Source organism: Micromonospora maris AB-18-032 (genome assembly GCF_000204155.1).
In the GTDB taxonomy this organism is placed as follows: Bacteria; Actinomycetota; Actinomycetes; order Mycobacteriales; family Micromonosporaceae; genus Micromonospora; species Micromonospora gifhornensis.
In genome coordinates, this window is sequence record NC_015434.1 from 4,614,509 (window position 1) to 4,640,761 (window position 26,253).

The following is a 26,253-nucleotide window of genomic DNA, read 5'->3' on the forward strand; positions in this document are numbered from 1 at the left end:
ACCGGCGTAGCGCGATCAGGGGGGTACCGGCGTAGCGCGATCAGGGGGATGCTGACTCGCCTGGATGTCGTGCCCGCTGGCCTGGATGTCGTGGCCCGCTGATGTCGGTGGGCACTCCTATGCTGCGGTGGACCAGCAGCAAGGGAAGGCGGCCCACCTCGTGGCACCCACCGTTTCGACGGCGCTGACCGGCGCCGAGGCGCTCGCCCTGCGGATGGCCGGTCTCCGGTTGCGCCCGCACGCCACCGCCCCGACGCTGACCACTGTCGCCGAGGTGGTGGAGTGGTTCGGTGCCATGCAGGCGCAGGACCTGGCCAGCGGCATGTGGTCGTTGGGCGTACGACTGCCCGGGTCGACCCACGCGGACGTGCACGCCGCGCTGGAGCGCCGGGAGGCGCTGCGGACCTGGCCGATGCGCGGCACCATCCACCTGGTTCCGGCCCGGGACGCTCGTTGGCTGCTGGAGCTGACCGGCGTACGCGCGTTGGCTGGTGCCGCGAAGCGGCGGGAGTTCCTCGGCCTGTCCGAGGCCGAGGCCGACCGCGCGGTCGACGTGCTGGGCGCGGCGCTGGCCGGCGGCGGTCGCCTCACCCGCACCGAGTGCGTCGCCACACTTGTCGCGGCCGGCATCGACGGTGCCGGCCAACGCGGCTACCACCTGTTGTGGTACGCGGCCCAGCGCGGCGTCACCTGCATCGCCCCCAACATCGGCACCGAACAGACCTTCGCACTGCTCGACGAGTGGGCACCCGACCAGCACCAGCTCGACCGCGACGAGGCGCTGGCCGCCCTGGCGCTGCGTTACTTCCGCAGCCACGGCCCCACCACCCGGCAGGACTTCGCCGGCTGGACCGGCCTGACCGCCGCCGACGCGAAGCGCGGCATCGCCGCCGCCGGTGACGATCTGACCACCGTTGTGGTCGACGGCGCCGAGGCGGTGCTGCACACCCCGCTGCTCGACGCGCCCCGCACCGAGGTGGACGACGTGCTGGCCCTGCCCGGCTTCGACGAGTACCTGCTTGGTTACAAGGACCGCACGCTGATGCTCGACCCGGAGCACAAGCAGGCGATCATCCCTGGTGGCAACGGTGTCTTCCAGGCCACGGTCGTGGTCGGGGGCCGGGTGGTCGGCACCTGGAAACGAAGCCTGGCCAAGACCCGCGTCACTTTCACGGTGCATCCCTTGGCCGACCTCGGTCCGGCCCGCCGCGAGCAGATCGAGCAGACCCTCAATCGGTACGCCGATTTTCTCGCCCTGCCGCCCCGGATCACCTGGAGTCAGTGAGCAGTTCCGACGGCCACCAGAGCGTGCCCGCCGCAGTGTCGCGTCCACTCCTGTCGAGCTGATCCGTGCCCGTCGTCACGAGTACGGTGTCCTGATGAACGTCGTTGTCTCGCCGCCACCGGCCACCCGGTAATCCCAGCTGACCGGCCCGGCTCTCACCTTCCTGAGCCCGGGCGCTGTTGTGCTGCCCGGGCGGCGATGACATCGGAGAATTGTGTGAACACGCGTACGCCCTCGATCGGGCGAGGAATCCTCTACATCTGTGTCGCGGCAATCGCCTGGGGTACCGGCGGTGCCGTGGCGGCCATCCTCTACGCCACCAGTGGCCTGGGGCCGATCGCGGTCTCCTTCTGGCGGTTCGCCGGCGGGGTCCTGCTCCTGCTCACCGTCCACCTACTCGTCCGGGGCCGCACCCCGGCATCGGGCGAGGTCAACTGGCGACAGGTCGTGGTGACCGGAGTGGGGCTGGCGGTCTACCAGACCGCCTACTTCGCCGCCGTCGGCTACGCGGGCCTGGCCATCGCCACGGTGGTGACCCTGGGCGCGGGGCCGATCCTCATCGCCACCGGCTCTCACCTGCTGGTCGGCGAACGGCTCGGCCGCAGCGGGACCGTGCTCGTGGCGATGGCGTTGGCCGGGCTGGTGCTGCTGGTCGGCGGCGGTACCGACGGTGCCGGATCGGCACCCATGCCGGGCCTGCTCTGCGCGCTGCTGTCCGCAGCCGGCTATGCCGGCGTCACCCTGCTCGGCCGGAAGGTAGGCCGCGACGGCACCAGCGGCAGCCCGCAGATCACCACCCTGGGAGGCTTCGCCGTCGGGATGGTCTGCCTGTTCCCGTTGGCCCTGGTCGAAGGTCTCCTGCCCACCTCGGGCGAGACCGGTCAGGTCCTGGGGCTGCTCGCCTATCTCGGACTCGTGCCGACCGCGCTGGCGTACCGTCTGTTCTTCGCCGGGCTGGCGACGGTGCGGGCCACCACCACGTCGGTCGTCGCGCTGGTCGAACCGGTCACCGCCGCCGTGATCGCTGTGCTCCTGCTGCACGAGCGGCTGACGGTGCCTGCCGTCGCCGGATCGGCGATCCTGCTCGGTGCCGTGGTCGCACTCACCATCGGCGAGCGGCGGGCGGTACGCCTCGGACACGTCGCGGATTCTGGGCTCTCGTTGCCGGGACAGCGCAATTCTGAAGAAAGGGCGGTGTAGCCGGCCGGGCACACTGAGCGCATTCGTACGGCGATCGGCCGGCCGACATGCTGCCCGGAGGTCTGCGTGTACCGTCCGACCCTCGACCCGCTCGCCGACTCGCTGGCGTTGAGCGCCCTCGTCGCCGGGTTGCCGATCGTCACCCTGTTCCTGTTGCTCGGTGTGCTGCGGGTACGGGCGTGGCTGGCGGCGCTCGGCGCACTCGCCGTCGCGCTGCTGGTCTCCGTCGTGGCGTACTCGATGCCGACCGGGCAGGCGCTGCTCACCGCGAGTCAGGGTGCGACGTTCGCGCTGTTCCCGCTGGTGTGGACGTTCGGCACCGCCATCTGGATCTACCGGATGACGGTGACGAGTGGACACTTCGACGTGCTCCGGCGCTCCTTCGCCCGGGTCAGCGACGACCAGCAGGTGCAGGCGTTGGTGATCGCGTTCTGCTTCGGTTCGCTGCTGGAGGGGCTGGCCGGCCAGGGTACGCCTGTCGCGATCACCACGGTGATGCTGCTGGCGCTGGGCTTCCGTCCGATGAAGGCGGCCACCGTGGCGCTGGTGGCCAACACCGTGCCGGCCGCTTTCGGGCCGCTCGGCCTGCCGATCACCACGCTGGCACGGGTCACCGACCTGCCGACGGGCGACCTGGGCGCGATGGCCGGACGACAGGTACCGGTGATCGCACTGTTCATTCCGCTGCTGCTCGTCGGCATGGTCGGCGGTCGCCGAGGGCTGCGCCGGACCTGGCACATCGCCCTCGCCTGCGGCGTGTCGTTCGCGCTGGCCCAGTTCCTCACCTCGAACTACTTCGCCATGGCCCTCGCCGACATCGTCGCCGGGCTGGTCAGCGCCGTGGTGGTGACCGTGACCGCGCGGGTGTGGCCGCCTCGGCGCCAGGACGACCCGGTGATCGACGCCGCCGCTCCGGCAGGACCCGGCACGACGGTCACGCCGGGCGGGCCGATCGGGTCGGGAGCACCGGGCGGGTCGGGAGCACCGGGCAGGCCGACAGAGCAGGCGGTGGCGGTCGTCGGCCGTACGGATGTGGCGTCGCCAACGCCGGACACGTCGGTCGAGGTGTGGCGGGCGTACGCCCCGTACCTGGTGATCGTGGCGATCTTCGGCCTGTCGCAGGTGCCCGCGATCGCGGACGCGCTCAACGCCGTCACGGTGACCTTCAACTGGCCGGGACTGCACCTGCTGACCACCTCGGGCGCGCCGTCGACGTTGCCGGTGTTCCGGTTCAACTGGCTCTCCTCGACCGGCACGCTGCTGGTGCTGGCCGGACTGGTGACGATGGCGATCCTGCGGGTCACTGTGCGCACCGCAGTCGTCGCGTACGGGCAGACGCTGGCCTCGCTGCGCTGGGCGATCCTCACCGTGTGCGGACTGCTGGCGCTGGCCTTCGTGATGAACGGCAGCGGGCAGACCGCGACTCTGGGCACCTGGATGGCCGGTGCCGGTGGCCTGTTCGCGTTGCTCTCGCCGGTACTCGGCTGGCTGGGTGTGGCGCTCACCGGCTCGGACACCTCGTCCAACTCGTTGTTCGGTGCACTCCAGGTCACCGCCGCGCAGCGCGCCGGTCTGGACCCGGTGCTGCTCGCCGCGGCCAACGCGTCAGGCGGAGTGGTCGGCAAGATGATCTCATTGCAGAACCTGACGATCGCGGCGAGCGCGGTGGGGCTCAACGGCCGCGAGGGTGATCTGTTCCGGCGCATGTTCGGCTGGAGCGTGGTGTTGATCTGTGCGATGGCGGTGCTTGTCGGCTTGCAGGCGACCCCGGTGCTGAGCTGGATGGTGCCGTAACGGTTGCCCGTACGTGCGGGCGGCACTTACCGGGTGCATCTGTTGTCGCCGTGGCAACCACAGATGCACCCGGAGCGGCCGGTCAACGGACATCGGTGACCGGGTGGCGGTCAGTGTCCCCTGCGGCGGGCCTGCCGCTGCGGGTGCTGCCGACCTGGCTGGCTCTGCTCACCCGAGCGCGAGCTGCCCGCGAGGGGGCGGCTGCCGGAGGCGGCGCCACTGACGGCCCGGGCGGCAGCGGCCACGTCCGGCTGCCGGGGAGACGACTGCTGCTGCACCTGAAACTGGGTGAACTGCGGCCCGGACATGTTGACGACCGAATCCGCCTCGGACGAGGAACTCGAACTCCAGTCGGTGGTCGAGCCGATCGACGAGACCCGCGTCGCCTGGAACCTCGCCCGGACGTCCTCGATCTCCGACGCGGTGGGCGAAGCGGGGGCCTCGTACGCGTTGGTCGCCATGCCGTGGTCCTGCGGCACCTGGTATCCGTTGCCGAGGTTTGCCAGAAACCCCGCCGGGCTCAACGGCTGCCCCGGCCCGTGGTAGGAGTCGTAGACAGCCTGGCTGTTGGTATGGATGTGGACGATGTCGGCTGCGTCCTCGCGATCGGCAAGCCAGGTCATCTGGGTCTGGTGATCCACAGGTACGAAGCCCTGGCCCACCTGGTCCCTGATGTGCTCCTCACGCGCGTCGCGCTCCACCTCCAAGGAACGGAGTTGTTCCCGGGTCAGTGGCGTGTCGATGCTCGACTCCGGCATGTCGTCGCGCACCTCCTGCCGGAAGTCCACTCCGGTCGCCGCACCGCCGTACCTGCGGTAGAGATGCGGTTCGGGAATGGTCGATTGCGCCGGATTCACCATCTGGGGATCCATCACCCAGGGATCGAGTTGGACCGACCCGGGATACTCCGGCGGCCCGACGACGACGTTCGTGTGCGGGAAGGCGTACTCCGGTGCGATGTCCTCGCCGTCGTGATCCCGGTCGTAGGTGACCCGGTAGATCGGGTCACCGTACTGGGACATCGGATCGTAGAGCGTGGCGTTCGCCGCCGCCATGGTGGAGTCGGCCATGTCGTTGCAGTTGGCCAGGCCGGCTGCGGCGGAAAGGACATCGGTCTGGGCGAAGCTTCGCAGCATGCTGGGTCGCTCGTCGTCCAGGCGCTCCTGAAGCTCCTCGACCGGCTCCCGGTCCGCGTAGACCGCCCCCTCGCTCACCTCGAAGTCCGGCCCCTGGTTCGGCCTGCGCCGCTCGGACAGCTCCGCCTGGACGGGTGCCATGACCGACGTCCGAAGCTTGAAGAGTTCCCGCTCGCCCTTGTCGATCAACTTCAGCCCGTCGAGGGCAGAGCTGATCTTGTTGTAGTACCTCTCGTTGCCCTTTTCATCAGCCTTGTCCTTGAGGGTCTTCAAGGCGGTTCGCAGCGGACCGTACACGGTCTCGAAGTGCTTCTGGCGATAGGCGTAATCCCGGCTCTCCGTCGAACCGGCCTCGTAGATCTGCTCATCCTCGCCCGCCCGCTGCATGTTGTGCTTCTGCCACGTGCTGACGGCCTTCGTGATGGCACTGACCTTGGCCGGGTCAGCGGTGATGCGCCGGAGCCGGTCACGATCGGTGATCCAGTGCAGCCGTTCGGCGGTGATCCTGTAGAGATCGTTGAGATCGTTCTGGCGGGTGCCTATCTGTTGCACAGGGTCCATACCAATCCTCCGCATCTGGCGCTCGATGTCGGCGCAGGCTTGACGGTGCGTACCCCTCATGACGTCGCCCGGCGCGGCTCGGTTCACCGCGATACAACGCCGTGGGGTGCGCCTGCTCCGACGACAGCAGGTGCACCCCACGCGGCGGGTCAACAGCGGTCTCAGCCGGCCAGCGCCCCTGCCGAGCGGCCCTCGTGCAGGGTCAGGTTGCGACCGTTCGACGGGTCGAACAGGTGCAGCTTCTCCAGGTTGAACCAGACCCGCCGGTCCTCCCCCTCGGTCACCGTGGACTCGGCCGACAGCCGGGTGACCAGGTTCGAGCCGGCGAGGTCGGCGGCACCGGCATCGGCGGCCAACTCCTCCAGCTCGGCGGCGCTGGCCCGGCCTCCCTCGACGGTCAGGTAGACGTACTTGTCCGAGCCCATCGACTCGACGATGTCCACCGGCGCGGTGAACTCCATGCCCCGGTCGCGGGTCTGCTCGTCGACCAGTTCGGCGTCCTCGAAGTGTTCGGGACGGATGCCGAGGATCAGTTCGCGTGGCGCGTCGGCGCCCTCCAACTCGCGGCGGATCCGGTCGCCGATCGGCAGGTCGCCCAACGCCGTACGCAGCCGGCCCTCCTCGACCGTCGCGGGCAGGAAGTTCATCGACGGTGAGCCGATGAAACCGGCCACGAAGAGGTTGTTCGGGTGGTCGTACAGTTCCTGCGGCGGGCCGACCTGCTGGATCGCCCCACCTCGCATGATCACGACGCGGTCGCCGAGGGTCATCGCCTCGGTCTGGTCGTGGGTGACGTAGACGGTGGTGGTGCCGAGCTGCTTCTGCAGGCGGGACACCACGGTCCGCATCTGCACCCGGAGTTTGGCGTCCAGGTTGGACAGTGGCTCGTCCATCAGGAACGCCTTGGGTTGACGCACGATGGCCCGGCCCATCGCCACCCGCTGCCGCTGGCCGCCGGAGAGGTTGGCCGGCTTGCGGTCCAGCAGCGAGGTCAGCTCCAGCACCTTCGCCGCTTCCTCGACCTTCTGGTCGATGGTGGCGCGATCCAGCTTGGCCAGCCGCAGCGGGAAGGCCATGTTCTCCCGCACGGTCATGTTCGGGTACAGCGCGTACGACTGGAAGACCATCGCGATGTCCCGGTCGCGGGGCGCCTTGTCGTTGACCCGTTGGCCGCCGATGCGCAGCTCGCCGGAGCTGATGTCCTCCAGCCCGGCGATCATGTTCAGGGTGGTGGACTTGCCGCAGCCGGACGGGCCGACCAGGATCACGAACTCGCCGTCGGCGATCTCCAGGTCGACGTCCCGCACCGCCGTGGTGCCGTCCGGGAACTTCTTGCTCACCTTGTCGAGCACGATGTCAGCCATGAGAAACCCACCTATCCCTTGACGGCGCCGGAGGTCAGGCCGGAGACGATGCGGCGCTGGAAGAAGAGGACGAACAGGATGATCGGTACGGTGATCACCACGGCGGCGGCGCAGATGGCCCCGGTCGGGTCCTCGAACTGCGAGGCGCCGGTGAAGAACGACAGCGCCACCGGCACCGTACGGGACCGCTCGGTGGAGGTCAGCGAGATGGCGAACAGGAAGTCGTTCCAGCAGAAGATGAAGACCAGGATCGCCGTGGTGAACAGGCCCGGCGCGGCCAGCGGGGCGATCACCCGCCGGAACGCCTGCGCCTGCGTGGCGCCGTCCATCTTGGCCGCCTTCTCCAGATCCCACGGGATCTGCTTGAAGAACGCCGACAGCGTGTAGATGGCCAGCGGCAACGCGAAGGTGATGTACGGCAGGATCAGGCCCGGCCAGGTGTCGAAGAGACCCAGCTGCCGCTCGATCTCGAACAGCGGCGAGACCAGCGACACCTGCGGGAACATCGCGATCAGCAGGGACACCCCGATCAGCAGCCGCTTGCCGGGGAAGTCCAGCCGGGAGATCGCGTACGCGGCCATCGCGCCGAGCACGACGGCGATCACGGTCGCGATCATCGCGATGCCGATCGAGTTGATCAGTGCCCGGACGAACTGGTCCGTGCCGAAGATGTTGCGGTAGTTGTCAAGCGTCCACTCCCGCGGGATGAACTTCCCGTCGGTGAGAGTGGCCGGCGTCTTGAACGACAACGACATGATCCACAGCACCGGGATCAGGGCGAAGACGACCACGACGGCGTTCAGCAGGCCCCATTGCAGCTTGGCGCGGCGGGCGGTGGTGTCAGCCATGTCAACGCCTCTCCCCGTCGTCGCTGCCGGGGGCAGCGGTACCGAACAGCTTCACGAAGACGAACGCGATGATCGCCACGGTGATGAAGATCAGCACCGACATGGTCGAGCCGATGCCGAGGTTGAGGCCCCGGATCAGGTTGTTGTAGGCGATCATCGACACCGACGAGGTCTCGTTGGCCCCGGAGGTCAGCACGTAGATGTTGTCGAAGACCCGGAACGCGTCAAGGGTGCGGAACAGCAGCGCCACCAGGATCGCCGGCTTCATCACCGGCAACATCACCTTGGTGAACCGCTGCCAGGCGGTGGCGCCGTCGGTGGAGGCCGCCTTGAGCAGGTCCTCCGGCACCAGGGCCAGGCCCGCCATCAGCAGCAACGCCATGAACGGCGTGGTCTTCCAGATCTCCGCCAGCATGATGATCGCCAGCGAACTGGCCCGCTCGGTCAGTGGCGCGCCGTCGGAGAAGAGGTTGGCCAGGTAGCCGGTGCCGGGCGTCCACGCGTACCGCCAGGAGAACGCGGCGACGACCGTGACGATGCCGTACGGGATCAGGGCCGAGGTTCGGACGATGCCGCGACCGACGAGCGTACGGTGCATGATCAGCGCCAGGCCCATGCCGAGCACGAGTTCCACGGCCACGGTGACCACCGTGATCAGCATGGTCACCCCGAACGCGGTCCACCAGAACTCGTTTGTCAGCACGGTGACGTAGTTCTGCAGACCGACGAACTCGCGTTCGGCGGGGAAGCGCAGGTCGTAGCGCTGCAACGACAACCACACCGAGTAGAGGATCGGGTAGGCGGTCACCGCGAGCATGACCAGCGCGGCCGGGGCGCACAGCAGCAGACCCAGCCGACGCTCGGCCCGCTTGTTCTCACTCAGCGGCGGCTTGCGCCGTCGGTTGTCCCGCTGCGCGGGCACCGCGGCGTGCCGACCGGTGCTGCGGGTGTCGGTCCCGTCGGCGGCCACGTCCGCGCCCGCCGGGGTGGCGTTGACGCTCATGCTCTCACCCCCGTGTGGTGTCGCTGGCTCATGGCAGGACCCCCTTGGACTCCAGGGCGTCGGCGATCGCGGCACGCAGTTCCTTCGCGGTGGTCTGCGGGTCGATCGCCGCCGGCGGCGACAGGATCGCCGAGCTCACGGTCGAGATGCTCTGGTACGCCGGGGTCAGCGGCCGGACGGCCGGATCCCGCAACTGTTCGAGGATGGTCTCCTTCATCGGGTACGCCTCGTCCATCTCCGGGTCGTCGTAGACGCTCTCGATGGTCGGCGGCACCCCGTCGTTGATCGCGGAGAACTTCTGGTTCTCCGCGTTGCGCAGGCACTTGGCCGCCTCGAAGGACTCCTCGGGATGCGTGGAGTACCGGCTGACCGCGAGGTTGACCCCGCCGATGGTCACCCGGCTCGGGGTGTCCCCGTCGACGCCCGGCACCCGGGCCCAGCCGACCTGCTCGGCGAGCTGCGGGTTGGCCTCCTGCATCGCCGGGTAGACGAACGGCCAGTTCACCTGGAACGCGCCGGAGCCGGACTGGAACTCCAGCCGTACCGGGTCCTCGGTGGCGTTGCTGAACGACGGCGAGGCCACCCCCGAGGTGGCGAAGGCACGCAGCACCTCCAGCGCCCGCACGGCACCCTCGTCGACCACGGCCTCGGTGCCGTCCTCGTTGAGCAGGTTGCCGCCGGCACTGGCCACCAGGGTGTTGTAGAGCACCACCAGGCCCTCGTACTGGGCTCCCATGGTGAGCACCTGATGCGGTTTGCCCTGCTCCTTGAGCTGCTGCGCCGTCGAGATCATCTCGTCCCAGCTGGTCGGCGGCTCCGGCACCAGGTCCTTGCGGTACCACAGCAGCTGCACGTTGGTGTTCTTCGGCGCCCCGTAGAGCTTGTCCTCGTACCGGGCGGTCTCCAACGGGCCTTCGAGGGTGCCCTCCTCCACCTCGGCGCGGTCGGATCCGGTCCACTCCAGGATCCATTTCGCGCTGGCGAACTCCTGCGTCCATGTGACGTCGAGGCCGAGCACGTCCATGCCGTCGTCGGCGGCGGCCAGCCGCCGGACCAGCTGCACCCGCTGCTCGTCGGCCTCCCGCGGCAGCACCCGGTTCACGATCCGGTAGCGGCCGGCGGCCTCGGTGTTGCACCGGTCGACCACCTGCTGAAGGTTCTGCTCCGGCGGGTAGTACAGGTTGATCACGGGCACACCGGTGTCGTCGCCGGAGGCACAGGCTGCCATCGGTGCCACCAACGTCAGCGCTGCGGCCGCCGCCGCCACGCGTACCCGAGGTCGGCGCCGGCGCTCACCCTGGTCTGGGTCACTCATGTCGGCATCCCCCTCCCCCTCCTCCTAGGTCGGCCAACAGCCGGGGGAAGGCACCCGTGCCCCGGCGCACGGCGAGACGATCAAGGCCCGTGACCTGCTGGTTCTCCGGCCCCACGTTTCGTGGCGACAACACTGCCCGACCTGCGAAGTCGCGAAACCTGACCCAGGTGACACGCGCCGGACAGGCACACCGGTGGCCCAGATCACACACCTCGGTGGGGACGCGCGGTCGGCGCTACCCTCGGGCGGTGGATGCCACCTTCTTCTTCGACCCTGCATGCCCGTGGACCTGGCGGACCTCCCGCTGGCTGGTCGCCGTCGCCGAAGCTCGCGGCCTGAGCATCGAGTGGCGGGCGTTCAGCCTCAGCATCCTCAACGGCGGAAACATCCCACCGGAGTACGCCGACGCGGTAGCCGCCTCCACCCGGGCGCTGCGCCTGGTCGAGGCGCTGCGCGCCGAGGGCCGCCACGCCGACGCCGGCCGGTTCTACGCCGAGCTGGGTGCCCGCACCCACGACGCCGGCAACCCGCCGAGCGGGAAGATCGTCGACGCGGCCGTCGAGGCAGCCGGGCTCGACGACATGGCAGCCGCCCTCGACGACGAGCGCTGGGACGAGGCCGTACACGCCTCACACGCCTTGGCGTACGGCTCCGCCGGCCCCGACATCGGCTCACCTGTGCTCATGGTCCCCGACGCCGACCGAGGCATCCACGGACCGATCCTGACCGAGGTCCCCGCCACCGACGACGCCCTGACCCTCTGGGACAACCTCCTCCCCCTGCTCCGCATGCCGGCCTTCCACGAAATCAAACGCGCCCGCCGCTAGCCCCTCCCCTGCCCCCTCCCCCCTCCCCTGCCCCCCTCCCCCCTGCCCCCTCCCCCCTCCTCCGGTCAAGATCGCCCAGCAACTTCGGGGAAGATGTCGCCTCGCCACGCGAGAAGGCGACATCTTCCCCGAAGTTGTCTGCGGGTCGCGGGTGGGGTGGGCGTGGGTGGGGGTGGGCGCGGGTGGGATGGGCGTGGGCCGGCGAGTGGTGGATGGTGGTTCGTCTGGTGGGTTGTGTGGGGTAGCCGTTCGTGCGGCGTCGGGGTGCAGTGGTGCGGGGTGCTACCGAGGTGGCCGTCGGGTGCACTAGCGTTGAACGCGCATCGCCGTCAGCGCGTACGCCGTCGCCGTCGATACGCCACCGGCCGACCCCCGATCCGCCCGATCGGTTGGTTCTCCCGGGAACAGCACGCCACCGCTGCACCGGTTGGGCAGGATCATCTCCAATGAGGAGGTGCCGTCGTGGTGCAGGACACCCGCACTCTCGCCCTGACGTTCGAGGTGAGCGGCCTGCCACCGGTCAAGACCGAGGCGTTGTCCATCTTCGCCGCCGGACACCGGCAGGCGACGAGAGTACGCGCACTGCTGCAGGCTGCCTGCGAGGCGGCGCAGCGTACCGGCTGGACCCCACTGTCCGGGCCGATCGAGGTGGACCTGACCCTGCGCTGCCCGCCCGGGCATCGCACCTCCGACGCGAGCACACTGTTGGGCGGGGTGTGCGCGGTGTTGCAGGACAAGAAGCGGGTCGCCAACATCGGGCTGGCCCATCTCGGTGTCCTGGTCGATGTCGCCGTCTACGGCGACGACAAGCAGATCCGCCGGCTGTCGTACGCCGAGGAACCGGCCGAGGAATTCTCGTACCAGGTTCGGGTCGCGGCCGTACCAGAGGCGGTTTGACCGACGGCCGCGGTGGGGTACCGCAGCCGCCGATGAAGGGAGCGCCGATGTCGGAGCCACATGTCACGCTCGAACCCCGTGACCCGGTGCAGGAGAAGCTGCGCGGGCCACTGGAGGAGCAGTTGACCTCGGCGCTTCAGGCAGCCGCCGTCCGGGTCCGCAGCGACTACGCCGGTGAGCCGGTGGAGCAGGTGTGCCAACGGCTCCTGGACGAGACCCGGTCCGGGCTGCACCCCGACATCGCCGCCGGTTTCGAACCCGACATGGACGAGTTCTGCCGGGTCGCGGTCGCCATCGTCCGAGGCGAAGCCCCCTGAGAAGGGCCGGCGCGGGTGGGTCGGGCTATCCGGGTCAGGATGCTCCGGTGAAGGTGACGTCGGCGGTGGCGACCGTGCCGGCGGTGCGACCCGGCGCGGAGTGGTGCGCCCAGTACAGGTTGGTGTGCGCGATGACCTGCTCCGGCGGCGGCGCACCCCAGGCCGTGAGGTCTTCCGTGGTGTGCGCATCGCTGACCAGGGTCGCGTCGTAGCCACGGACGAGCGCACCATGCAGGGTCGAACGAATGCACACGTCGGTCTGCGCGCCGGTGACCACGAGCCGCCCGACACCGAGCCCCGACAAGACGGTCTCCAGGTCAGTCGCCTCGAACGAGTCCGCGTAGCTCTTCTCCACGAGCGGCTCGGTGTCGGCCCGTTCCAACTCCGGGACGATGTGCCAGTCGTCGCTGCCCCGGGCCAGCCCGTTGTCGGAATGCTGGACCCAGATCACCGGCACGCTCTCCCGGCGGGCTCGGTCGACCAGGACGGCGATGTTGGCGACGACCTCGTCCCGTCGGGTCGCCCCAGCGACAACCCCCTTCTGCACGTCGATGACCAGTAGTGCGGTGTGCGGGCGGTTCTCAAGAGTGCTCATGACTCCCCCGTCGGCTCAGTGTGCGGCCCACGCTAGACGAGGCCCCCGACAAACAGCTCACAGTCCTGAAATGATGATCTCGGTCAGGACCGGGCCCGCACGTTCCGGCCCTGACCGGCCAGATGGGCCGCCGATGGCGCAGGTCCGGTGACCGGGTCAGGACCGGGCCCGCACGTCCCGGCCCTGACCCCCAGTTCGACGTGGCAGCGGGCCAGGCCTGGCGCTGACCTGGCGTGTCGACCAACCCAGCACGGTGACCGGCCCGCCCGCACTCAGCTCCACGGTGCCCCACACCGAACCGCAGCACCGCGACACACCCCGGCGAGTCGCGGCGCCGAAGGCGAGGGTAGGCGGCGCTACGAAGGCGGACAACAATGCGCGCTCTCCAGACTGGACGATTACCAGCACAGCGAAAAAGTGGCAGGTCGCTGTAACACCCGACCACCCATTGGCGCTGATCAAGATCGGACCCCAGACGCACGGCTGGACGCGCGGCCGAGCGTGTGGCTCGACCACGCTGAACCGTTCGGTCAGAAATGCCGCAGCAGTTCGGGGAAGGTGCTGAGGTGCAGCACGCCCTCGTCCGCCGGGTCCAGTTCGTCGTGCTCCAAGACCCAGGTGTTGGCGTTGGGGATGAACACGGCACGCCACCCGGCGGCACGAGCCGGCAGGATGTCCGACCGCGGCGAATTGCCGATCATCCAAGCCCGAGCCGGGTCGATCGCATGTTCCCGGACCAGCCAGCGGTAGGTCTCGACGTTCTTCTCCGCCACAATGTGAGCGGCTCGGAAATGGTGCAACAGTCCGCAGGCGTCCAACTTGCGCTGCTGCTCCTCGCGTTCTCCCTTGGTGAGCAACAACAACTCGTGCCGGCCGGCCAACTCGTCCAACGCGTCGGCCACCCCCGGCATCAGCTCGACCTGGTGGTTCACCAGCGCCACGGCCAACTCGTCGATCTCGCGCTGTTCCGCCGCGGTGGCCGGTCGCTGCCGTAGCCGCTCCAGGCACTCCCGCAAACTCCGCAGGAAGACCTTGCTGCCGTACCCGTGAGCAACCGCGTTGGCCCGCTCGATGTCATCGAGTACGGCCCGAAGTTGCACCCGGTCCAGCGTTGGATGATCCAGCCAGGCCAGGAAGTCGTCGATGACCCGCTCGAAGACGACGTTGTTCTCCCACAGCGTGTCGTCGGCATCGAACACAAGGACCCGACCCGGCTCGATCCCCACCCCGTCAACAATCACGCCGCGACTCTAAAAGACCCACCCCACTCCCCACGACCCGATAACCACCCGACACCACTGGCGGCCGAGGTCCCCCGCCCTCGCCCCCGCCCCCGCCCCCGCCCCCGCCCCCGCCCCCGCGATCTTGCACTTTCTGTCCTCGCAAAGCAACCTAAAACGGGACATACACACGACCGAAAGTGCAAGATCGCGGGGGCAGAGGGGCGCGGGGGCGGGGCAGAGGGGCGCGGGGGTAGAGGGGCGCGGGGGCGGGGTAGAGGGGCGCGGGGGTGGGGTGAGGCGGGGGTGGGGTGGGTTAGGGAGGGGGGAAGAGGTGGTGAGTCAGGAGGGTTTCGCGGTGGTCTTGGGCTTCGGGGCGAAGGCGGCCGCCGCGGGTGAGCATCACCATGCCGTGCAGGAGGCTCCAGCCCAGTTCGGAGAGGGTGTCCTCGTCCCGGCCGGCGGCCAGGGGGGCCAAGGCTGCACGCAGTTCGCCGAAGGTCGCCGTGACCGTCTCGGGGGTCTGTTCGGCGCCGAGGGTCAGGTCGGGGGTGTGGGCGAACATGGCGTCGTACACCTCGGGGTTGGCGTACGCGAAATCCAGGTAGGCCGCCACCACTGCCGGCCAGCCCTGGGTCGGGGTGTCGGCGGTGGTACGTGCGGCGGCCAGCGCGGCGGCCAGGTCGGCGAAGCCGCGCACCGCGACCGCAGCTACCACCGCGTCGCGGTCGGCGAAGCGTTCGTAGAGTTCACCGAGATCGACAGCGGCGCGTTCCGCCAGTCGGCGGGCCGTCACCGCCGCCCAGCCCTCGGCCTCGGCCAACTGCCAGGCGGTGGCGACGATCGCATCGCCACCCGGCTCCACGTCTCCGTACTCAGCTCCGGACACCCCGCCGAGCCTAGTTGCGACACTCTCCGCACAACTCTTCGCGACGGATTGGCGACTCTCCGCAATGACAAGTGGGTGATCGACTCCGTTACACCGTAACAGCGGGGTTGATCCCGCCGGGACACCGCCATTACGGCGTAACGGAGTCGATCACCACCCAGACCAGCGCACCGCAGGCCGGGGCAGGCGCAGGCTGGGGCGGCCCCGGGCTAGCGGCGGAGGGTGAGGATGAGGTCGGCGACCAGGGCGGTCCAGCCGGTCTGGTGCCAGGCGCCGAGGCCGGCGCCGTTGTCGCCGTGGAAGTATTCGGGGAAGGCGATCAGGTCCCGCCAGTCCGGGTGGGTCTGGAACAGTTGCGCCGCACCGTAGATCGGCCGGCGTCCCCAGCCGTCGCGGGTGAACAGGGCGATCAGCCGGGCGGAGAGGTCGTCGGCGATCTCGTCGAGGGTCCGCTTCACTCCGGACCGGGTCGGGTACTCGACCTGGAGGTCGTCGCCGAAGAACGCCGCGTGGTCGCGCAACGCGCTGATCAGCAGGAAGTTCGTCGGCATCCAGATCGGGCCGCGCCAGTTGGAGTTGCCGCCGAACAGGCCGCTCGTCGACTCGGCCGGCTCGTAGCCGACGGAGAATTCCTGCCCGCCGAGGGTGACGGTGAACGGCTTGTCCAGGTGGGCGCGGGAGAGCGTACGCAGGCCGTACTCGGAGAGGAATTCGTCGGTGTCCAGCATCCGGGCGAGCAGCCGGACGATCTGTTCCGGGCCGCACATGGACAGCAGGCGCTGCTGGCGGCCGTCCGGGCCGATGCGGCGGGCACCGATCACCGAGGCGTACTCGGGGCGGTTGGTGAGGAACCAGCGCAGCCGGGCACCCAGTTCGGGCAGCCGGTGCAGGGTACGCGCGGGCAGCCGGGTCACCGCGGCCAGTGGCAGCAGCCCGACGACCGAGCGCACCTTCAGCGGGACCTTCATGCCGTCGGCCAGCCGCAGTACGTCGTAGAAGAAGGCGTCCTCGTCGTCCCACAACCCCTGGTCGTACGCTGCTGCCGCGATGTACGCGAAGTGTTCGAAGAACTTCGTCGCGGTGTCCACCCAGGTGCGGTCGTGTTCGGCAAGCACGATGGCGATGTCGAGCAGGTTGAGGGCGTACATCGCCATCCAGCCGGTGCCGTCGGACTGCTCCAGCGTCCCGGCCACGGGCAGCGCCGCCGACCGGTCGAACGGGCCGACGTTGTCCAGCCCGAGGAAGCCGCCTTCGAAGACGTTGTTGCCGCCGGTGTCCTTGCGGTTGACCCACCAGGTGAAGTTCATCAGCAGCTTGTGCATCATCCGGGCCAGGAAGTCGTGGTCCCGGCTGCCGTCGATCTCGAAGACCTTCAACGCGGCCCAGGCGTGCACCGGCGGGTTGACGTCACCGAAGGCCCACTCGTACGCCGGGATCTGCCCGTTGGGGTGCAGGTACCACTCGCGCAGCAGGAGCAGCAGTTGCTCCTTGGCGAAGCCGGGGTCGACCCGGGCGATTGTCACGCAGTGGAAGGCCAGGTCCCAGGCGGCGTACCAGGGATATTCCCACGGGTCCGGCATGGAGATGACGTCGAAGCTGGTCATGTGCCACCAGGCGCTGTTGCGCCCGTGTCGGCGTCCGGCCGGCGGTGTCGAGCCCGGGTCGCCTTCCAACCAGCGTTTGACGTCGAAGTGGTAGAACTGCTTGCCCCACATCAGCCCGGCGATGGCCTGCCGGGCGATCGACGCCTCGTCGGCGCTGGCCTTGGCCGGGATGATCCCGGCGAAGAAGCGGTTCGCCTCGGCGCGGCGGGCCCAGACCACGGCGTCGAATCCGTCGCCCAGGTCGGCCGGCGGCGGGTCGCCGTCGCCGGGCGGTGGGGCGGTACGGGTCAGCCTCAGCCGGATCTGCCGTTGCGCGCCGGCCGGCACGTCCAGGACGTAGTGCAGCGCCCCCTTGGTGCCGGTCAGTTCCGGGTTCACCGTGTCGGCTCCGGTGACCACGTGGTCGTTGATGCCGTCCTTCGGGTACGGGGTGCGGCTGGGCAGCCCCCACAGCCGTTCGGCGTTGCTGTCGTTGTCGCACAGCAGCGGGGTCGGCTCACCGTCGCCTTCGAGCACGATCTGCCCGAGGACCCAGTGGTCGCCGAGCAGCCGACTGCCCTGCCCGACGAGGCGGGGCACCCGGTCGTCGGTGCCGGGCAGCCCCCAGCCCCAGGTGTTGCGGAACCACAGGTGCGGCAGCACGTGCAGCCGGTCGGCCTGCTCGCCCCGGTTGGCCACGGTCACCACGATGCACAGATCCGTCGGGGTGGCCTTGGCGTAGTCGACGGTCACCGCCCAGTACCGGTCGTCGTCGAAGATGCCGGTGTCGACCAGCTCGTACTCGGTGTCGTCGCGGCCGCGCAGCGCGTTGACCGCGACGAGTTCGTCGTACGGGAAGGCGGCCTGCGGGTAGTGGTAGCGCCAGCGCATCCACGAGTGGGTGGGTGTGGAGTCCTCGTACCACCAGTACTCCTTGACGTCCTCGCCGTGGTTGCCGCCGTCGCCGCCGAGGCCGAACATCCGTTCCTTGATGATCGGATCGCGCCCGTTCCACAGCGCGAGGGCGAAGCAGAACGTCTGCCGGTCGTCGCACACGCCCGCCATGCCGTCCTCGGACCAGCGGTAGGCTCGGGACCGCGCGTGGTCGTGGGGGAAGTAGTCCCAGGCCGTGCCGTGCTCGCTGTAGTCCTCCCGTACCGTGCCCCACGCCCGCTCGGACAGATAGGGACCCCATGCGCGCCAGTCCTGCTCGCCGGCGTCGGCCTGGGCGAGTCGGAGGCGTTCGGCGTCCGGGGCGGAGGGCGAACCGTCAGTGATCACCTTTACATCTTCGATGCCGCTGGGGTACTTCACCACAGCGACCATTGTCGTCGTGTCGTGTTACACCTCGCCGCCGGTGGAGGAAAGTTGATCGAGATTCGCTTCGGTTCGCAGGTCTGCGGGGAGCTGACCAGCGCTGCCAGCCGGGAATGGCTGGTGCCCGACGGTCTCGGCGGGTACGCCATGGGCACCGTCGCCGGGCTGCGTACCCGCCGGTATCACGGGCTTCTGGTGGTTCCCGGAGAAACCCCGGCTTCCCGCAAGGTGGGACTGGCCAGTCTCGATCCGGCGGTGCTGCTGCCCTCGGGCGCCCGGGTGCGGCTGGGCGCGCACGAGTGGGCCTCCGGCGACGTCGACCCGCGCGGGTTCGAGTTGCTGGAGCGGTTCGACCTGACCGACGGGCTGCCCCGCTGGCGGTGGCGGATCGGTGACGTGGTGATCGAACGGGAGTTGGCCATGCTGCCGGGTCGCTCCTGTGTGGCGGTGGTGCACCGGCTGGTCGGCGGCGGGCCTGTCGAGTTGGAGTTGGCCGCCGCCTGCACCTGGCGCGACGCGCACGGTGAGCGTCGGGCCGACGGTCCGCCGCTGCGGATGGATCCGGTCGACGGTGGCGCGGTGATCGAGGGGGCGTACCGGCTGTCCGGGCCGGGCTGGACGCCGCAGGGCCACTGGTGGCGCGGCGCCTACCACCGGGAGGAGGCGGCGCGCGGCCTGCATCCGGAGGAGGACCTGTGGTACGCGGGTCAGTTCCGCGACACGCTGCGCCAGCCGGGCGACACGGTGTCGGTGCTGGCCTGGGCCCACGATCCCGCCCCGGCCCCTCCGCCGGCAACCGAGGTGGTGGCGGCGGCGCGGCGACGTAACCGGGAGGTGGTGGCGTCGGCCAAGCCCGCCGACGACGTCGAGGCCACCCTGGCGTTGGCCGCCGACGCGTTCGTCGTACGCACGAACGACGCCGCGGTGGACGTGGTCGCCGGCTACCCGTGGTTCGGCGCCTGGTCGCGGGACACGATGATCTCCTACGAGGGCCTGTTCCTGTGCACCGGTCGCGCGGATCTCGGCCGGGAGCTGCTGCGCTCGTACGCGGCGACGCTGTCGGAGGGGATGCTCGCCAACACCGCCGACACCGGTCGGGTCGAGTACAACACCGTCGACGGAACCCTGTGGTTCCTGCACGCGGTCAGTCGGCACGTGACAGTCACCGGCGACACCGACCTCGGTGACGAGCTGCTGCCGGCGTTGCGCGGCGTCGTCGACGCCCACCTGGCCGGCACCCGGTACGGCATCGCCGTCGACCCGGCCGACGGGCTGCTCACCTCCGGTGCCCCGGGGGCCGCGCTGACCTGGATGGACGCCCGGGTGTACGGGGTGCCGGTCACCCCCCGTCACGGCAAGCCGGTCGAGGTCAACGCACTCTGGATCAACGGGGTGGCCGGGGTCGCCGAGCTGGCCGAGTTGGCCGGGCAGGACGCCGACGGGCTGCACCGGCTGCACGAGCAGGCGGTCAAGGCGTTCCGCCAGCGTTTCCCCGCCCCGGCGGGCTGGCTGCACGACGTGCTCGACGCGCCTGCGCCCGCGTACCCGTTGGGTGGTGCGGCCTTTCACGACGACGATCTGCTGCGACCGAACCAGCTGCTGGCCTGGTCGCTGCCGAACGCGCCACTTGCGCCGGACCCGCGGGCGGTCGGCCTGGTCGGTGCCGCGCTACTCACTCCGCTGGGCCCGCGCAGCCTCTCCCCCGAGTGCCCCGGTTACCTCGGCGGGCACCGGGGTGGGCCGGCCGAGCGGGACGGCGCCTACCACCAGGGCACCGTCTGGCCGTGGCTGATCGGCCCGTACGCCGACGCCGCCCGCCGGGCCGGGCTGCCGGTCGGCGAGTTGTTCGTCGGTCTGGAGGCGCACCTGAGCGAGTACGGCCTCGGCTCGGTGAGCGAGACCGCCGACGGCTCGGCCCCGCACACCGCCACCGGCTGCCCCTTCCAGGCCTGGTCGGTGGCGGAACTGCTGCGGGCCCGCCGGTGACACGCACCGACGGGCCCTCGCGCTACTGAGCGCGGCGTTGGTGGGACGCCCCCCGGGCGCCCCACCAACCGATCAGTTCAGACCCGCTGCCACGGCGGCCTGACGGCCACCGACGATCGGCAGGGTGATCCGGGTGCTGTCGAAGTGCACCGTGATCTCGGCGCGGGTCTGCTTGGCCCGGCTGCTGTAGCCGGAGTACGAGCCGAGCAGGACCACACCGATCTGGTGGCCGGCCTCGAAGACGTAGTCCTCGGGCTGCAGCGGGATGTCGACGGCGTTCTTCTCACCCGGCACCAGCGGGGTCGAGGTGTAGAGCGAGTCGAGGTTGAGCCCGTCGTAGATGCCCTTGGTGACCAGCTCCTGCGGGTTGCTGGCCACGTTCTTGACGACCTGCCGGTAGCAGGCCTCCTCGTGGTGGCCGCCGAAGTTGGCCGACTCGCCCCAGCAGTCCTCGGTGGTCACGGTGCGGACGCCGTCACCGGAGGTGCTGAACCGCTGGCGGGTGCCGTAGTCGACGAGCAGACCGGCGAAGCTGGTGTCCTCGCCGTTGACCGAAGCCTTGATCCGCACGATCGGGGTGCCGGAGATGTGCAGCGGCGCCTTCAGCGGCTCGGACAGGAAGACCAGCCGGTTGTCCTTGTTCGCCGCCGGGTCCGAGGGGTGCCGGATCGCGTTGGCCTGGCTCATCGACGGGGTGTCGGTGAAGGTGGCCTTCTTGTTGCCGGGGCCGGGCTTGACCGAGATGTCGCCGGGGGCACCGTTGGTGCCGGGGCGCAGCCAGACCTGGGTCGGCTGGGACTTGGGGATCGGCCAGTTGGCGTGGGTCTCCCAGACGTCCGGCAGCCGCTCGAGGTCGACCATCGGCTCACTCATGATGCCGTTGTCGATGCCCTGGAGCCAGAAGTCGAACCAACGGTGCAGGGTGTTCACCCACTCCGCGCGACGGAAGTCGAACGGGTCGATGTGACCGGTGCCGGTCAGCCACAGCTTGCGCGGGACGTTGTTCTCGGCCAGCGCGTACCACCACTTGCTGAAGTGGTCGGCCCGCACGTTGTCGTCGTTGATGCCGTGCACCAGCAGGACGCTGGCCTTCACCTTGTCGGCGTGCGGCACGTAGTCCCGCTCGGCCCAGAAGTCGCTGTAGTCACCGGTGGCGTCGTCGGCACCCACGCCGAGCTGGGTCCGCACGGGGGCGCAGTACGCCCGACGGTTCGGGTTGGTGACGGTGTTGGACAGGCTGCCCGAGTAGTTGTTGGCCCGGGTCACCAGACCGTTGCTACGCGAGTAGTCGTACCAGCTGGAGATGGCCGAGATCGGCACGATGGTGGACAGTCCGTCGACGCCGGTGGCGGCGGCGGCGTTGGCCAGGGTGCCGTCGTACGACTTGCCGATCATGCCGGACTTGCCGTTGTGCCAGTTCGCGACGACCTCGTTGCCGTCGGCGTCGAAGCCCTTGCGGCGGCCGTTGAGCCAGTCGATGGCGGTCGGAGCGCTGATGTTGTCCCCGAGACCGCCGGTGACCGGGCAGCCGGTCGAGTTGTTGGTGCCGATCATGTCGAGCAGCACGACCGCGTAGCCGCGCGGCACGAAGTAGTTGTCGTAGAACAGCGGCCACTTGTCGAGCAGGCCGTCGCCGTCCAGGTCGGCCTTGCACTCGGTCTCGTTGCCGCGGCACACCGTCGAGTAGTAGGGGCTGGCGTCCATCACCACCGGCACCCGCAGGCCGGCGTCGCTGGCCTGCGGGCGGATGATGTCCATCGCCACGATGTCGAGCTCACCGTTGGAGTCGGTGTCGACATCGGAGGTGACGAAGATCCGTTCGCGGATCGCGTCGGCGTAGCCGAAGACCGGCTGCGTGACACCGTCCGCGATGACCAGTTGGTTTGCCTGCACGGGCTGCGCGAGCGCAGGGGTCACCGGCAGCACAGCGGCGGTCACCGCGACCGCCACCGTGGTGCCCAACCATCGCCTCGTGGTTCGCATGCTTCTCCTTCCAGGCACCGGGCGCCGACCGCCGCACGCCGGTGCTGACGCGCGGACCACGAGCCTCGATGCTGCGTCCGGATAGAACCTACGAACCAGGCCGTGGCAGGTCATCAGACAGTTGTGGGAGGTGCGGGCCGCCCGGTGCTACGCCTGTCGCAGAGGTGGCCGCAATGTCGGGTCGCGTCCGTTCCTGGCGATGTGATCGGGAGTACCGGCCGGCTTTACAGCCCCGCAACCGGGATGTCTCCGCTGGTTATCCGGTTACCAGCAGGATGGGTCGTGGTCCGGCCGCGCCAGCTGTGACACCGCCCGCCGGGGGGCGGAACGAGGCTGCGCGCAGACAACTCAAAGGGGGCGCGTATGTCAACGAACGCCGACGTGATCGACATCAACCCCGTACGCCCGCAGCGGGTGCTGATGTTGTCCTGGGAGTATCCGCCGGTCCTCGTCGGCGGCCTCGGTCGGCACGTGCACGCCCTGTCGGTGGCGTTGGCCGCCGCCGGCCACGAGGTCACCGTCGTCACCCGCCACGCCGACGGGGCACCGCTGTCCGAACGCCGCGACGGCGTACGCATCCTGCGGGCCGCCGAGGATCCGGTCACCTTCCCGCTGGCCACCGGATCGCTGCTGGCCTGGACGATGGCGTTCAACCACACGCTGACCCGGGCCGCGCTGCACGCCACCGACACCGCCGAGTTCGACGTCATCCACGCCCACGACTGGCTTGTCGCGCACACCGCCATCACGCTTGCCGAGCACCTGCACCTGCCGCTGGTGACCACGATGCACGCCACCGAGGCCGGCCGGCACCAGGGCTGGCTGCCCGAGGAGATGAACCGCACCATCCACGGCGTCGAGCACTGGCTCAGCAACGCCTCCACCCGCCTGATCGCCTGCTCCGGCTACATGCGCGACCAGGTCACCACCCTGTTCGAGGTGCCGGAGGAGAAGGTGGCGGTGGTGCCCAACGGCGTCGACGACCGCGCCTGGCGGGCCCGCCCCCGCGCGGTCGCCTCGGCCCGCGCCCGCTTCGCCGGCGACGGCCCGTTGATCGGGTACGCCGGCCGGCTGGTCTACGAGAAGGGCGTGCAGCACCTGGTGGACGCCGTGCCACAACTGCGGGACCGGCACCCGGGGCTGCGGGTGCTGATCGCCGGTGACGGGCCGTACCGGGGCGAGTTGGAGGAGCGGACCCGGCAACTCGGGCTCGGCGGGACCGTACGCTTCGCCGGTTTTCTCGACAACACCCAGCTGCCGGCGGTCCTCGGCGCCACCGACGCGACGGTCGTACCGAGTCTCTACGAGCCGTTCGGGATGGTGGCCCTGGAGGCGGCGGCGGCCGGCGCGCCACTGGCCGTGGCCCGTACCGGCGGCCTGGCCGAGATCGTCGAGCCCGGCGTCACCGGGGTGACCTTCCCGCACAGCGACCCACCGGCGCTGGCCGGCGCGGTCGGCCAACTCATCGGCGACGAGGTGTTCGCCCGCCGGGTAGCCCGCCAGGCCCGCAGCATGGTCGGCCGGCGGTACGGCTGGGCCACCATCGCCGCCCGCACCGCCCACGCCTACGCAGTCGCCCGCCGCGAACACGCCCCGGCGCAGGCCCGCCGTCCCGCCGTCGACCTGCCGGCCCCCCGCCGACCGATCACCATCCCGCACGGCAACCTGCTCGTCGGCACCGCCGCCTGCTGACTCCGTGCCCACCGACGCCTGCTGACTCCGTGCCCGCCGCTGCCAGCAGTGGCTGGTGAGGCGGGTGCGGGGCACCAGTAGGCTCGCCTCGTGGAGTGGGAACGGCACAACGACGATGACCGGCTGCGCGTCTCCGACCGGGAGCGCGAGGAGGTCGTGGAACTGCTCGGCAAGGCCACCACCGAGGGCCGGCTCACCCTTGACGAATACACCGAGCGGGTCGGTGCGGCCCACGCCGCACAGACCCGGGGTGAGCTGGCCCGGCTCACCACGGATCTGCCGGGAGCGCCCGGCCGCTCCCCCGCCCGGTCGGGCGGACAACTCGCGCCGGCGGCGGAGAAGCTGCTGGCGGTCTTCGGCAGCGACGTACGCAAGGGCGCCTGGCCGGTGCCGGAACACATCGAGGCACGGGCCGTCTTCGGCGACTGCCGGATCGAGTTGCACGAGGCCCAGTTGCCCCGGCAGGTGACCACCGTCGACGCGAACGTGATCTTCGGCAGCATCACCATCGTGGTACCGGAGGGCACCGAGGTCCGGCTCACCGGCTCCGCGGTCTTCGGCGACAAGAAGTCCAAGATGAGCGGCCCGGTCACCCCCGGCGGTCCGGTCGTCGAGGTGCGCTGCCGCGTCGTCTTCGGTGACGTGACCGTCCGCCCGCCCCGCAAGCGCTGGTGGTGATCTGACGACCCCGCCGTTTCGGCGAAACGGCGGGGTTCGACGCGGTGGGAACCCGCCGTTTCGGCGAAACGGAGTCGATCATCGCGTCAACCGGCTGCGCCGGCCGGCGCGACGGCATCGCGGGACAGGTACTGCGCGGCCCACTGCTCGAAGGAGGTGAGCGGGATGCCGAGGTCCCGGGCGAACTCCGGCCGGGCAGGCTGCCCGGCCACCTCCACGAAGCGGTGGGAAACCGCGCCGAAGGCCGGCATCCCGGCCGCCAGCGCCTCTTCGTCGGTCATTCTCGGCGCGGTCAGCGGCACACCGAGGGCGCGCGACATGACGTCGGCGATCTCGGTCATCGTCCGGTAGTCGCTGGCCAACTCCAGCTCGACCTCGTGGAAGCGCGCCGGTGCCGCGACCGCCGCCGCGGCCGCCCGACCGATGTCGTCGACCGCGACCAGGGACAACCGGGTCTCGGGCCGCAGCACGGTCACCAGCCCACCCTCGACGCCTCGGGGAAGCAGATAGGCCATCGAGGGCAGGAAGTTCTCCATGAACCACCCCGGCTTGATCAGCGTCCAGTGCGTGAATCCGGCCGTGCGTACCCGATCCTGGATCGCGGTCTTGGCGTCGTAATAGGGCCGCAGGCCCGCCCACCGGCCTTCGCCCCAGCCGGGGGCCTCGACGTGCTGCCCGGCACCGGAGACCGACGTGTGCACGAACTGTGGCACGCCTGCGGCACGCGCCGCCTCGATCAGGTTGACGGCCTGGGTCACCTCGCCGTCGAAGTCGAGGGACTCCCCCTTCAGCTGGGGCATCTGGACCGAGAAGACCGCGCGGGCACCCTTCGCGGCCGCGATCAGGGAGTCACGGTCGTTGAGGTCACCGGTCCGCAGATCCGCGCCGAGCGCGGCGACGGCGCGTGCCCGGTCGGTCTCCGGGTCACGGACGAGCGCCCGGACGGGTACGCCCGCTGTGCGCAACGCGCGGACGGTCGCGCCGCCCTGTCGCCCGGTGGCGCCGACGACCAGGACGGGTGCGGGTTCGTTGGACATGAGGCCCCTCTCACTAAACGGCGTGGCCCGCCGTTTTCACTTCGGTAAGATACGGCGGACCCCGCCACTTAGCAACCTCCGAGGTGAGAGACCATGACCGCTGCGCAGCGCGCCGACGCGCGGCGCAACTACGCACGCCTGCTCGCCGTCGCGGTGGAGGAGGTTGCCGCACACGGCGCTGACGCGTCCCTGGAGCAGATCGCCCGCGTCGCCGGGGTGGGCTCCGGCACCGTACGGCGGCACTTCCCGAGCCGTCACGCACTGCTGGCGGCGGTCTTCCGCGAGCGCGTCGAGGCCCTCGCGACGCACGCCGCCGACCGGACCGAACGAGCCGACCCACGTGCCGCGCTGCTGGAGTGGCTCCAGGCAGTCATCGCCTCCGCCACCACCATCAGCGGGTTGGCCGAGGCCCTGAATCGTGACCGGGTGGCCGGCCCCGACGACACCCACGTCTACTGCGCCTGCGCGCAGCTCACCGCCGCAGGCGAGCCACTGGTACGGCGCGCCTCCGCCGACGGTGCCCTCGCACCGGGCGTGACGATCGACGACCTGCTCACGCTGATCACCGGCATCGCCCTGGCCACCACCCACCACCCCGACCCCGCCGCCGCGGCCGCCCGTCTGCTCGACCTGGCCATCACCGGCATCAGCCCGGCGCGATGACGTCGCGCCGGCACGCCGTCCGCTGATCGGTTCCGACTGCGACCGTTTCCCGACACTGTCCGG

The 26,253-nt window shown here is 70.1% G+C and carries 21 protein-coding genes; 10 read left to right on the top strand and 11 right to left on the bottom strand.

Features of this window, described 5'->3' with window-relative positions; genetic code table 11:
• The first annotated feature begins 214 nt into the window (after positions 1–214).
• The 3 genes from VAB18032_RS20295 (at position 215) to VAB18032_RS20305 (ending at position 4,279) form a co-directional block, all read left to right on the top strand.
• Complete coding sequence (locus VAB18032_RS20295) at positions 215–1,285, top strand: winged helix DNA-binding domain-containing protein (RefSeq protein WP_050814772.1); 1,071 nt, start codon at positions 215–217, stop codon at positions 1,283–1,285.
• A 216-nt stretch (positions 1,286–1,501) separates the two neighbouring features.
• Positions 1,502–2,485: a DMT family transporter gene (locus VAB18032_RS20300; RefSeq protein WP_013734781.1), complete on the top strand. Its 984-nt coding sequence runs from the start codon at positions 1,502–1,504 to the stop codon at positions 2,483–2,485.
• Positions 2,486–2,551: 66 nt separating this feature from the next.
• The gene (locus tag VAB18032_RS20305; protein ID WP_013734782.1) at positions 2,552–4,279 is read left to right on the top strand and encodes an L-lactate permease; all 1,728 of its coding nucleotides are present in this window, start codon (positions 2,552–2,554) and stop codon (positions 4,277–4,279) included.
• A gap of 110 nt (positions 4,280–4,389) precedes the next feature.
• On the opposite strand, the gene VAB18032_RS20310 is transcribed toward VAB18032_RS20305, so the two are convergent.
• The 5 genes from VAB18032_RS20310 to VAB18032_RS20330 all read right to left on the bottom strand — a co-directional run bounded on the left by VAB18032_RS20310 (position 4,390) and on the right by VAB18032_RS20330 (position 10,506).
• Positions 4,390–6,063, bottom strand: coding sequence for a hypothetical protein (locus VAB18032_RS20310; protein WP_148272323.1), 1,674 nt, complete (start codon positions 6,061–6,063; stop codon positions 4,390–4,392).
• Positions 6,064–6,137: 74 nt separating this feature from the next.
• Positions 6,138–7,340, bottom strand: a complete 1,203-nt coding sequence (locus VAB18032_RS20315; RefSeq protein WP_013734784.1) for an ABC transporter ATP-binding protein — start codon at positions 7,338–7,340, stop codon at positions 6,138–6,140.
• Positions 7,341–7,351: 11 nt separating this feature from the next.
• Positions 7,352–8,188 carry a carbohydrate ABC transporter permease gene (locus VAB18032_RS20320; RefSeq protein ID WP_013734785.1) on the bottom strand — a complete coding sequence of 279 codons (837 nt, stop codon included), beginning with the start codon at positions 8,186–8,188 and terminating at the stop codon, positions 7,352–7,354.
• Between the two features lies 1 nt (position 8,189).
• Positions 8,190–9,191, bottom strand: a complete 1,002-nt coding sequence (locus tag VAB18032_RS20325) for a carbohydrate ABC transporter permease (protein WP_013734786.1) — start codon at positions 9,189–9,191, stop codon at positions 8,190–8,192.
• 28 nt (positions 9,192–9,219) lie between these two features.
• Positions 9,220–10,506 carry an ABC transporter substrate-binding protein gene (locus VAB18032_RS20330; protein ID WP_013734787.1) on the bottom strand — a complete coding sequence of 429 codons (1,287 nt, stop codon included), beginning with the start codon at positions 10,504–10,506 and terminating at the stop codon, positions 9,220–9,222.
• 248 nt (positions 10,507–10,754) lie between these two features.
• Between VAB18032_RS20330 and VAB18032_RS20335 the strand changes: the two genes are divergently transcribed.
• The 3 genes from VAB18032_RS20335 (at position 10,755) to VAB18032_RS20345 (ending at position 12,547) form a co-directional block, all read left to right on the top strand.
• Positions 10,755–11,333 (top strand): DsbA family protein, encoded by a 579-nt coding sequence (locus VAB18032_RS20335; RefSeq protein WP_013734788.1) that lies wholly within the window; start codon positions 10,755–10,757, stop codon positions 11,331–11,333.
• 465 nt (positions 11,334–11,798) lie between these two features.
• On the top strand, positions 11,799–12,230 hold the full coding sequence (locus VAB18032_RS20340; RefSeq protein WP_043725147.1) for a RusA family crossover junction endodeoxyribonuclease: 432 nt from the start codon (positions 11,799–11,801) through the stop codon (positions 12,228–12,230).
• A gap of 47 nt (positions 12,231–12,277) precedes the next feature.
• Positions 12,278–12,547 carry a hypothetical protein gene (locus VAB18032_RS20345; RefSeq protein ID WP_013734790.1) on the top strand — a complete coding sequence of 90 codons (270 nt, stop codon included), beginning with the start codon at positions 12,278–12,280 and terminating at the stop codon, positions 12,545–12,547.
• Between the two features lie 34 nt (positions 12,548–12,581).
• Here VAB18032_RS20345 and VAB18032_RS20350 read toward each other — a convergent pair whose 3' ends face one another.
• The 4 genes from VAB18032_RS20350 to VAB18032_RS20365 all read right to left on the bottom strand — a co-directional run bounded on the left by VAB18032_RS20350 (position 12,582) and on the right by VAB18032_RS20365 (position 18,160).
• Positions 12,582–13,142, bottom strand: a complete 561-nt coding sequence (locus VAB18032_RS20350) for a cysteine hydrolase family protein (RefSeq protein ID WP_013734791.1) — start codon at positions 13,140–13,142, stop codon at positions 12,582–12,584.
• Between the two features lie 530 nt (positions 13,143–13,672).
• On the bottom strand, positions 13,673–14,368 hold the full coding sequence (locus VAB18032_RS20355) for an HAD family hydrolase (RefSeq protein ID WP_013734792.1): 696 nt from the start codon (positions 14,366–14,368) through the stop codon (positions 13,673–13,675).
• A 310-nt stretch (positions 14,369–14,678) separates the two neighbouring features.
• The gene (locus tag VAB18032_RS20360; protein ID WP_232510832.1) at positions 14,679–15,251 is read right to left on the bottom strand and encodes a TetR/AcrR family transcriptional regulator; all 573 of its coding nucleotides are present in this window, start codon (positions 15,249–15,251) and stop codon (positions 14,679–14,681) included.
• A 209-nt stretch (positions 15,252–15,460) separates the two neighbouring features.
• Positions 15,461–18,160: an MGH1-like glycoside hydrolase domain-containing protein gene (locus tag VAB18032_RS20365; RefSeq protein WP_013734794.1), complete on the bottom strand. Its 2,700-nt coding sequence runs from the start codon at positions 18,158–18,160 to the stop codon at positions 15,461–15,463.
• A 42-nt stretch (positions 18,161–18,202) separates the two neighbouring features.
• Between VAB18032_RS20365 and VAB18032_RS20370 the strand changes: the two genes are divergently transcribed.
• On the top strand, positions 18,203–20,137 hold the full coding sequence (locus tag VAB18032_RS20370) for an amylo-alpha-1,6-glucosidase (protein WP_013734795.1): 1,935 nt from the start codon (positions 18,203–18,205) through the stop codon (positions 20,135–20,137).
• 72 nt (positions 20,138–20,209) lie between these two features.
• On the opposite strand, the gene VAB18032_RS20375 is transcribed toward VAB18032_RS20370, so the two are convergent.
• A complete protein-coding gene (locus VAB18032_RS20375; RefSeq protein WP_013734796.1) occupies positions 20,210–22,120 on the bottom strand; it encodes a Xaa-Pro dipeptidyl-peptidase in 1,911 nt (636 codons plus the stop codon).
• A gap of 363 nt (positions 22,121–22,483) precedes the next feature.
• Between VAB18032_RS20375 and VAB18032_RS20380 the strand changes: the two genes are divergently transcribed.
• Positions 22,484–23,812, top strand: coding sequence for a glycosyltransferase family 4 protein (locus VAB18032_RS20380; RefSeq protein WP_013734797.1), 1,329 nt, complete (start codon positions 22,484–22,486; stop codon positions 23,810–23,812).
• A 90-nt stretch (positions 23,813–23,902) separates the two neighbouring features.
• Entirely contained in the window at positions 23,903–24,490 is a 588-nt protein-coding gene (locus VAB18032_RS20385; RefSeq protein WP_013734798.1) for a DUF1707 SHOCT-like domain-containing protein, read from the top strand.
• 86 nt (positions 24,491–24,576) lie between these two features.
• Here the strand turns inward: VAB18032_RS20385 and VAB18032_RS20390 are convergent, their stop codons facing one another.
• A complete protein-coding gene (locus VAB18032_RS20390; protein WP_013734799.1) occupies positions 24,577–25,527 on the bottom strand; it encodes an NmrA family NAD(P)-binding protein in 951 nt (316 codons plus the stop codon).
• 93 nt (positions 25,528–25,620) lie between these two features.
• Here VAB18032_RS20390 and VAB18032_RS20395 point away from each other — a divergent pair, with 93 nt between their 5' ends.
• The gene (locus VAB18032_RS20395; RefSeq protein ID WP_013734800.1) at positions 25,621–26,190 is read left to right on the top strand and encodes a TetR/AcrR family transcriptional regulator; all 570 of its coding nucleotides are present in this window, start codon (positions 25,621–25,623) and stop codon (positions 26,188–26,190) included.
• Positions 26,191–26,253 lie beyond the last annotated feature (63 nt).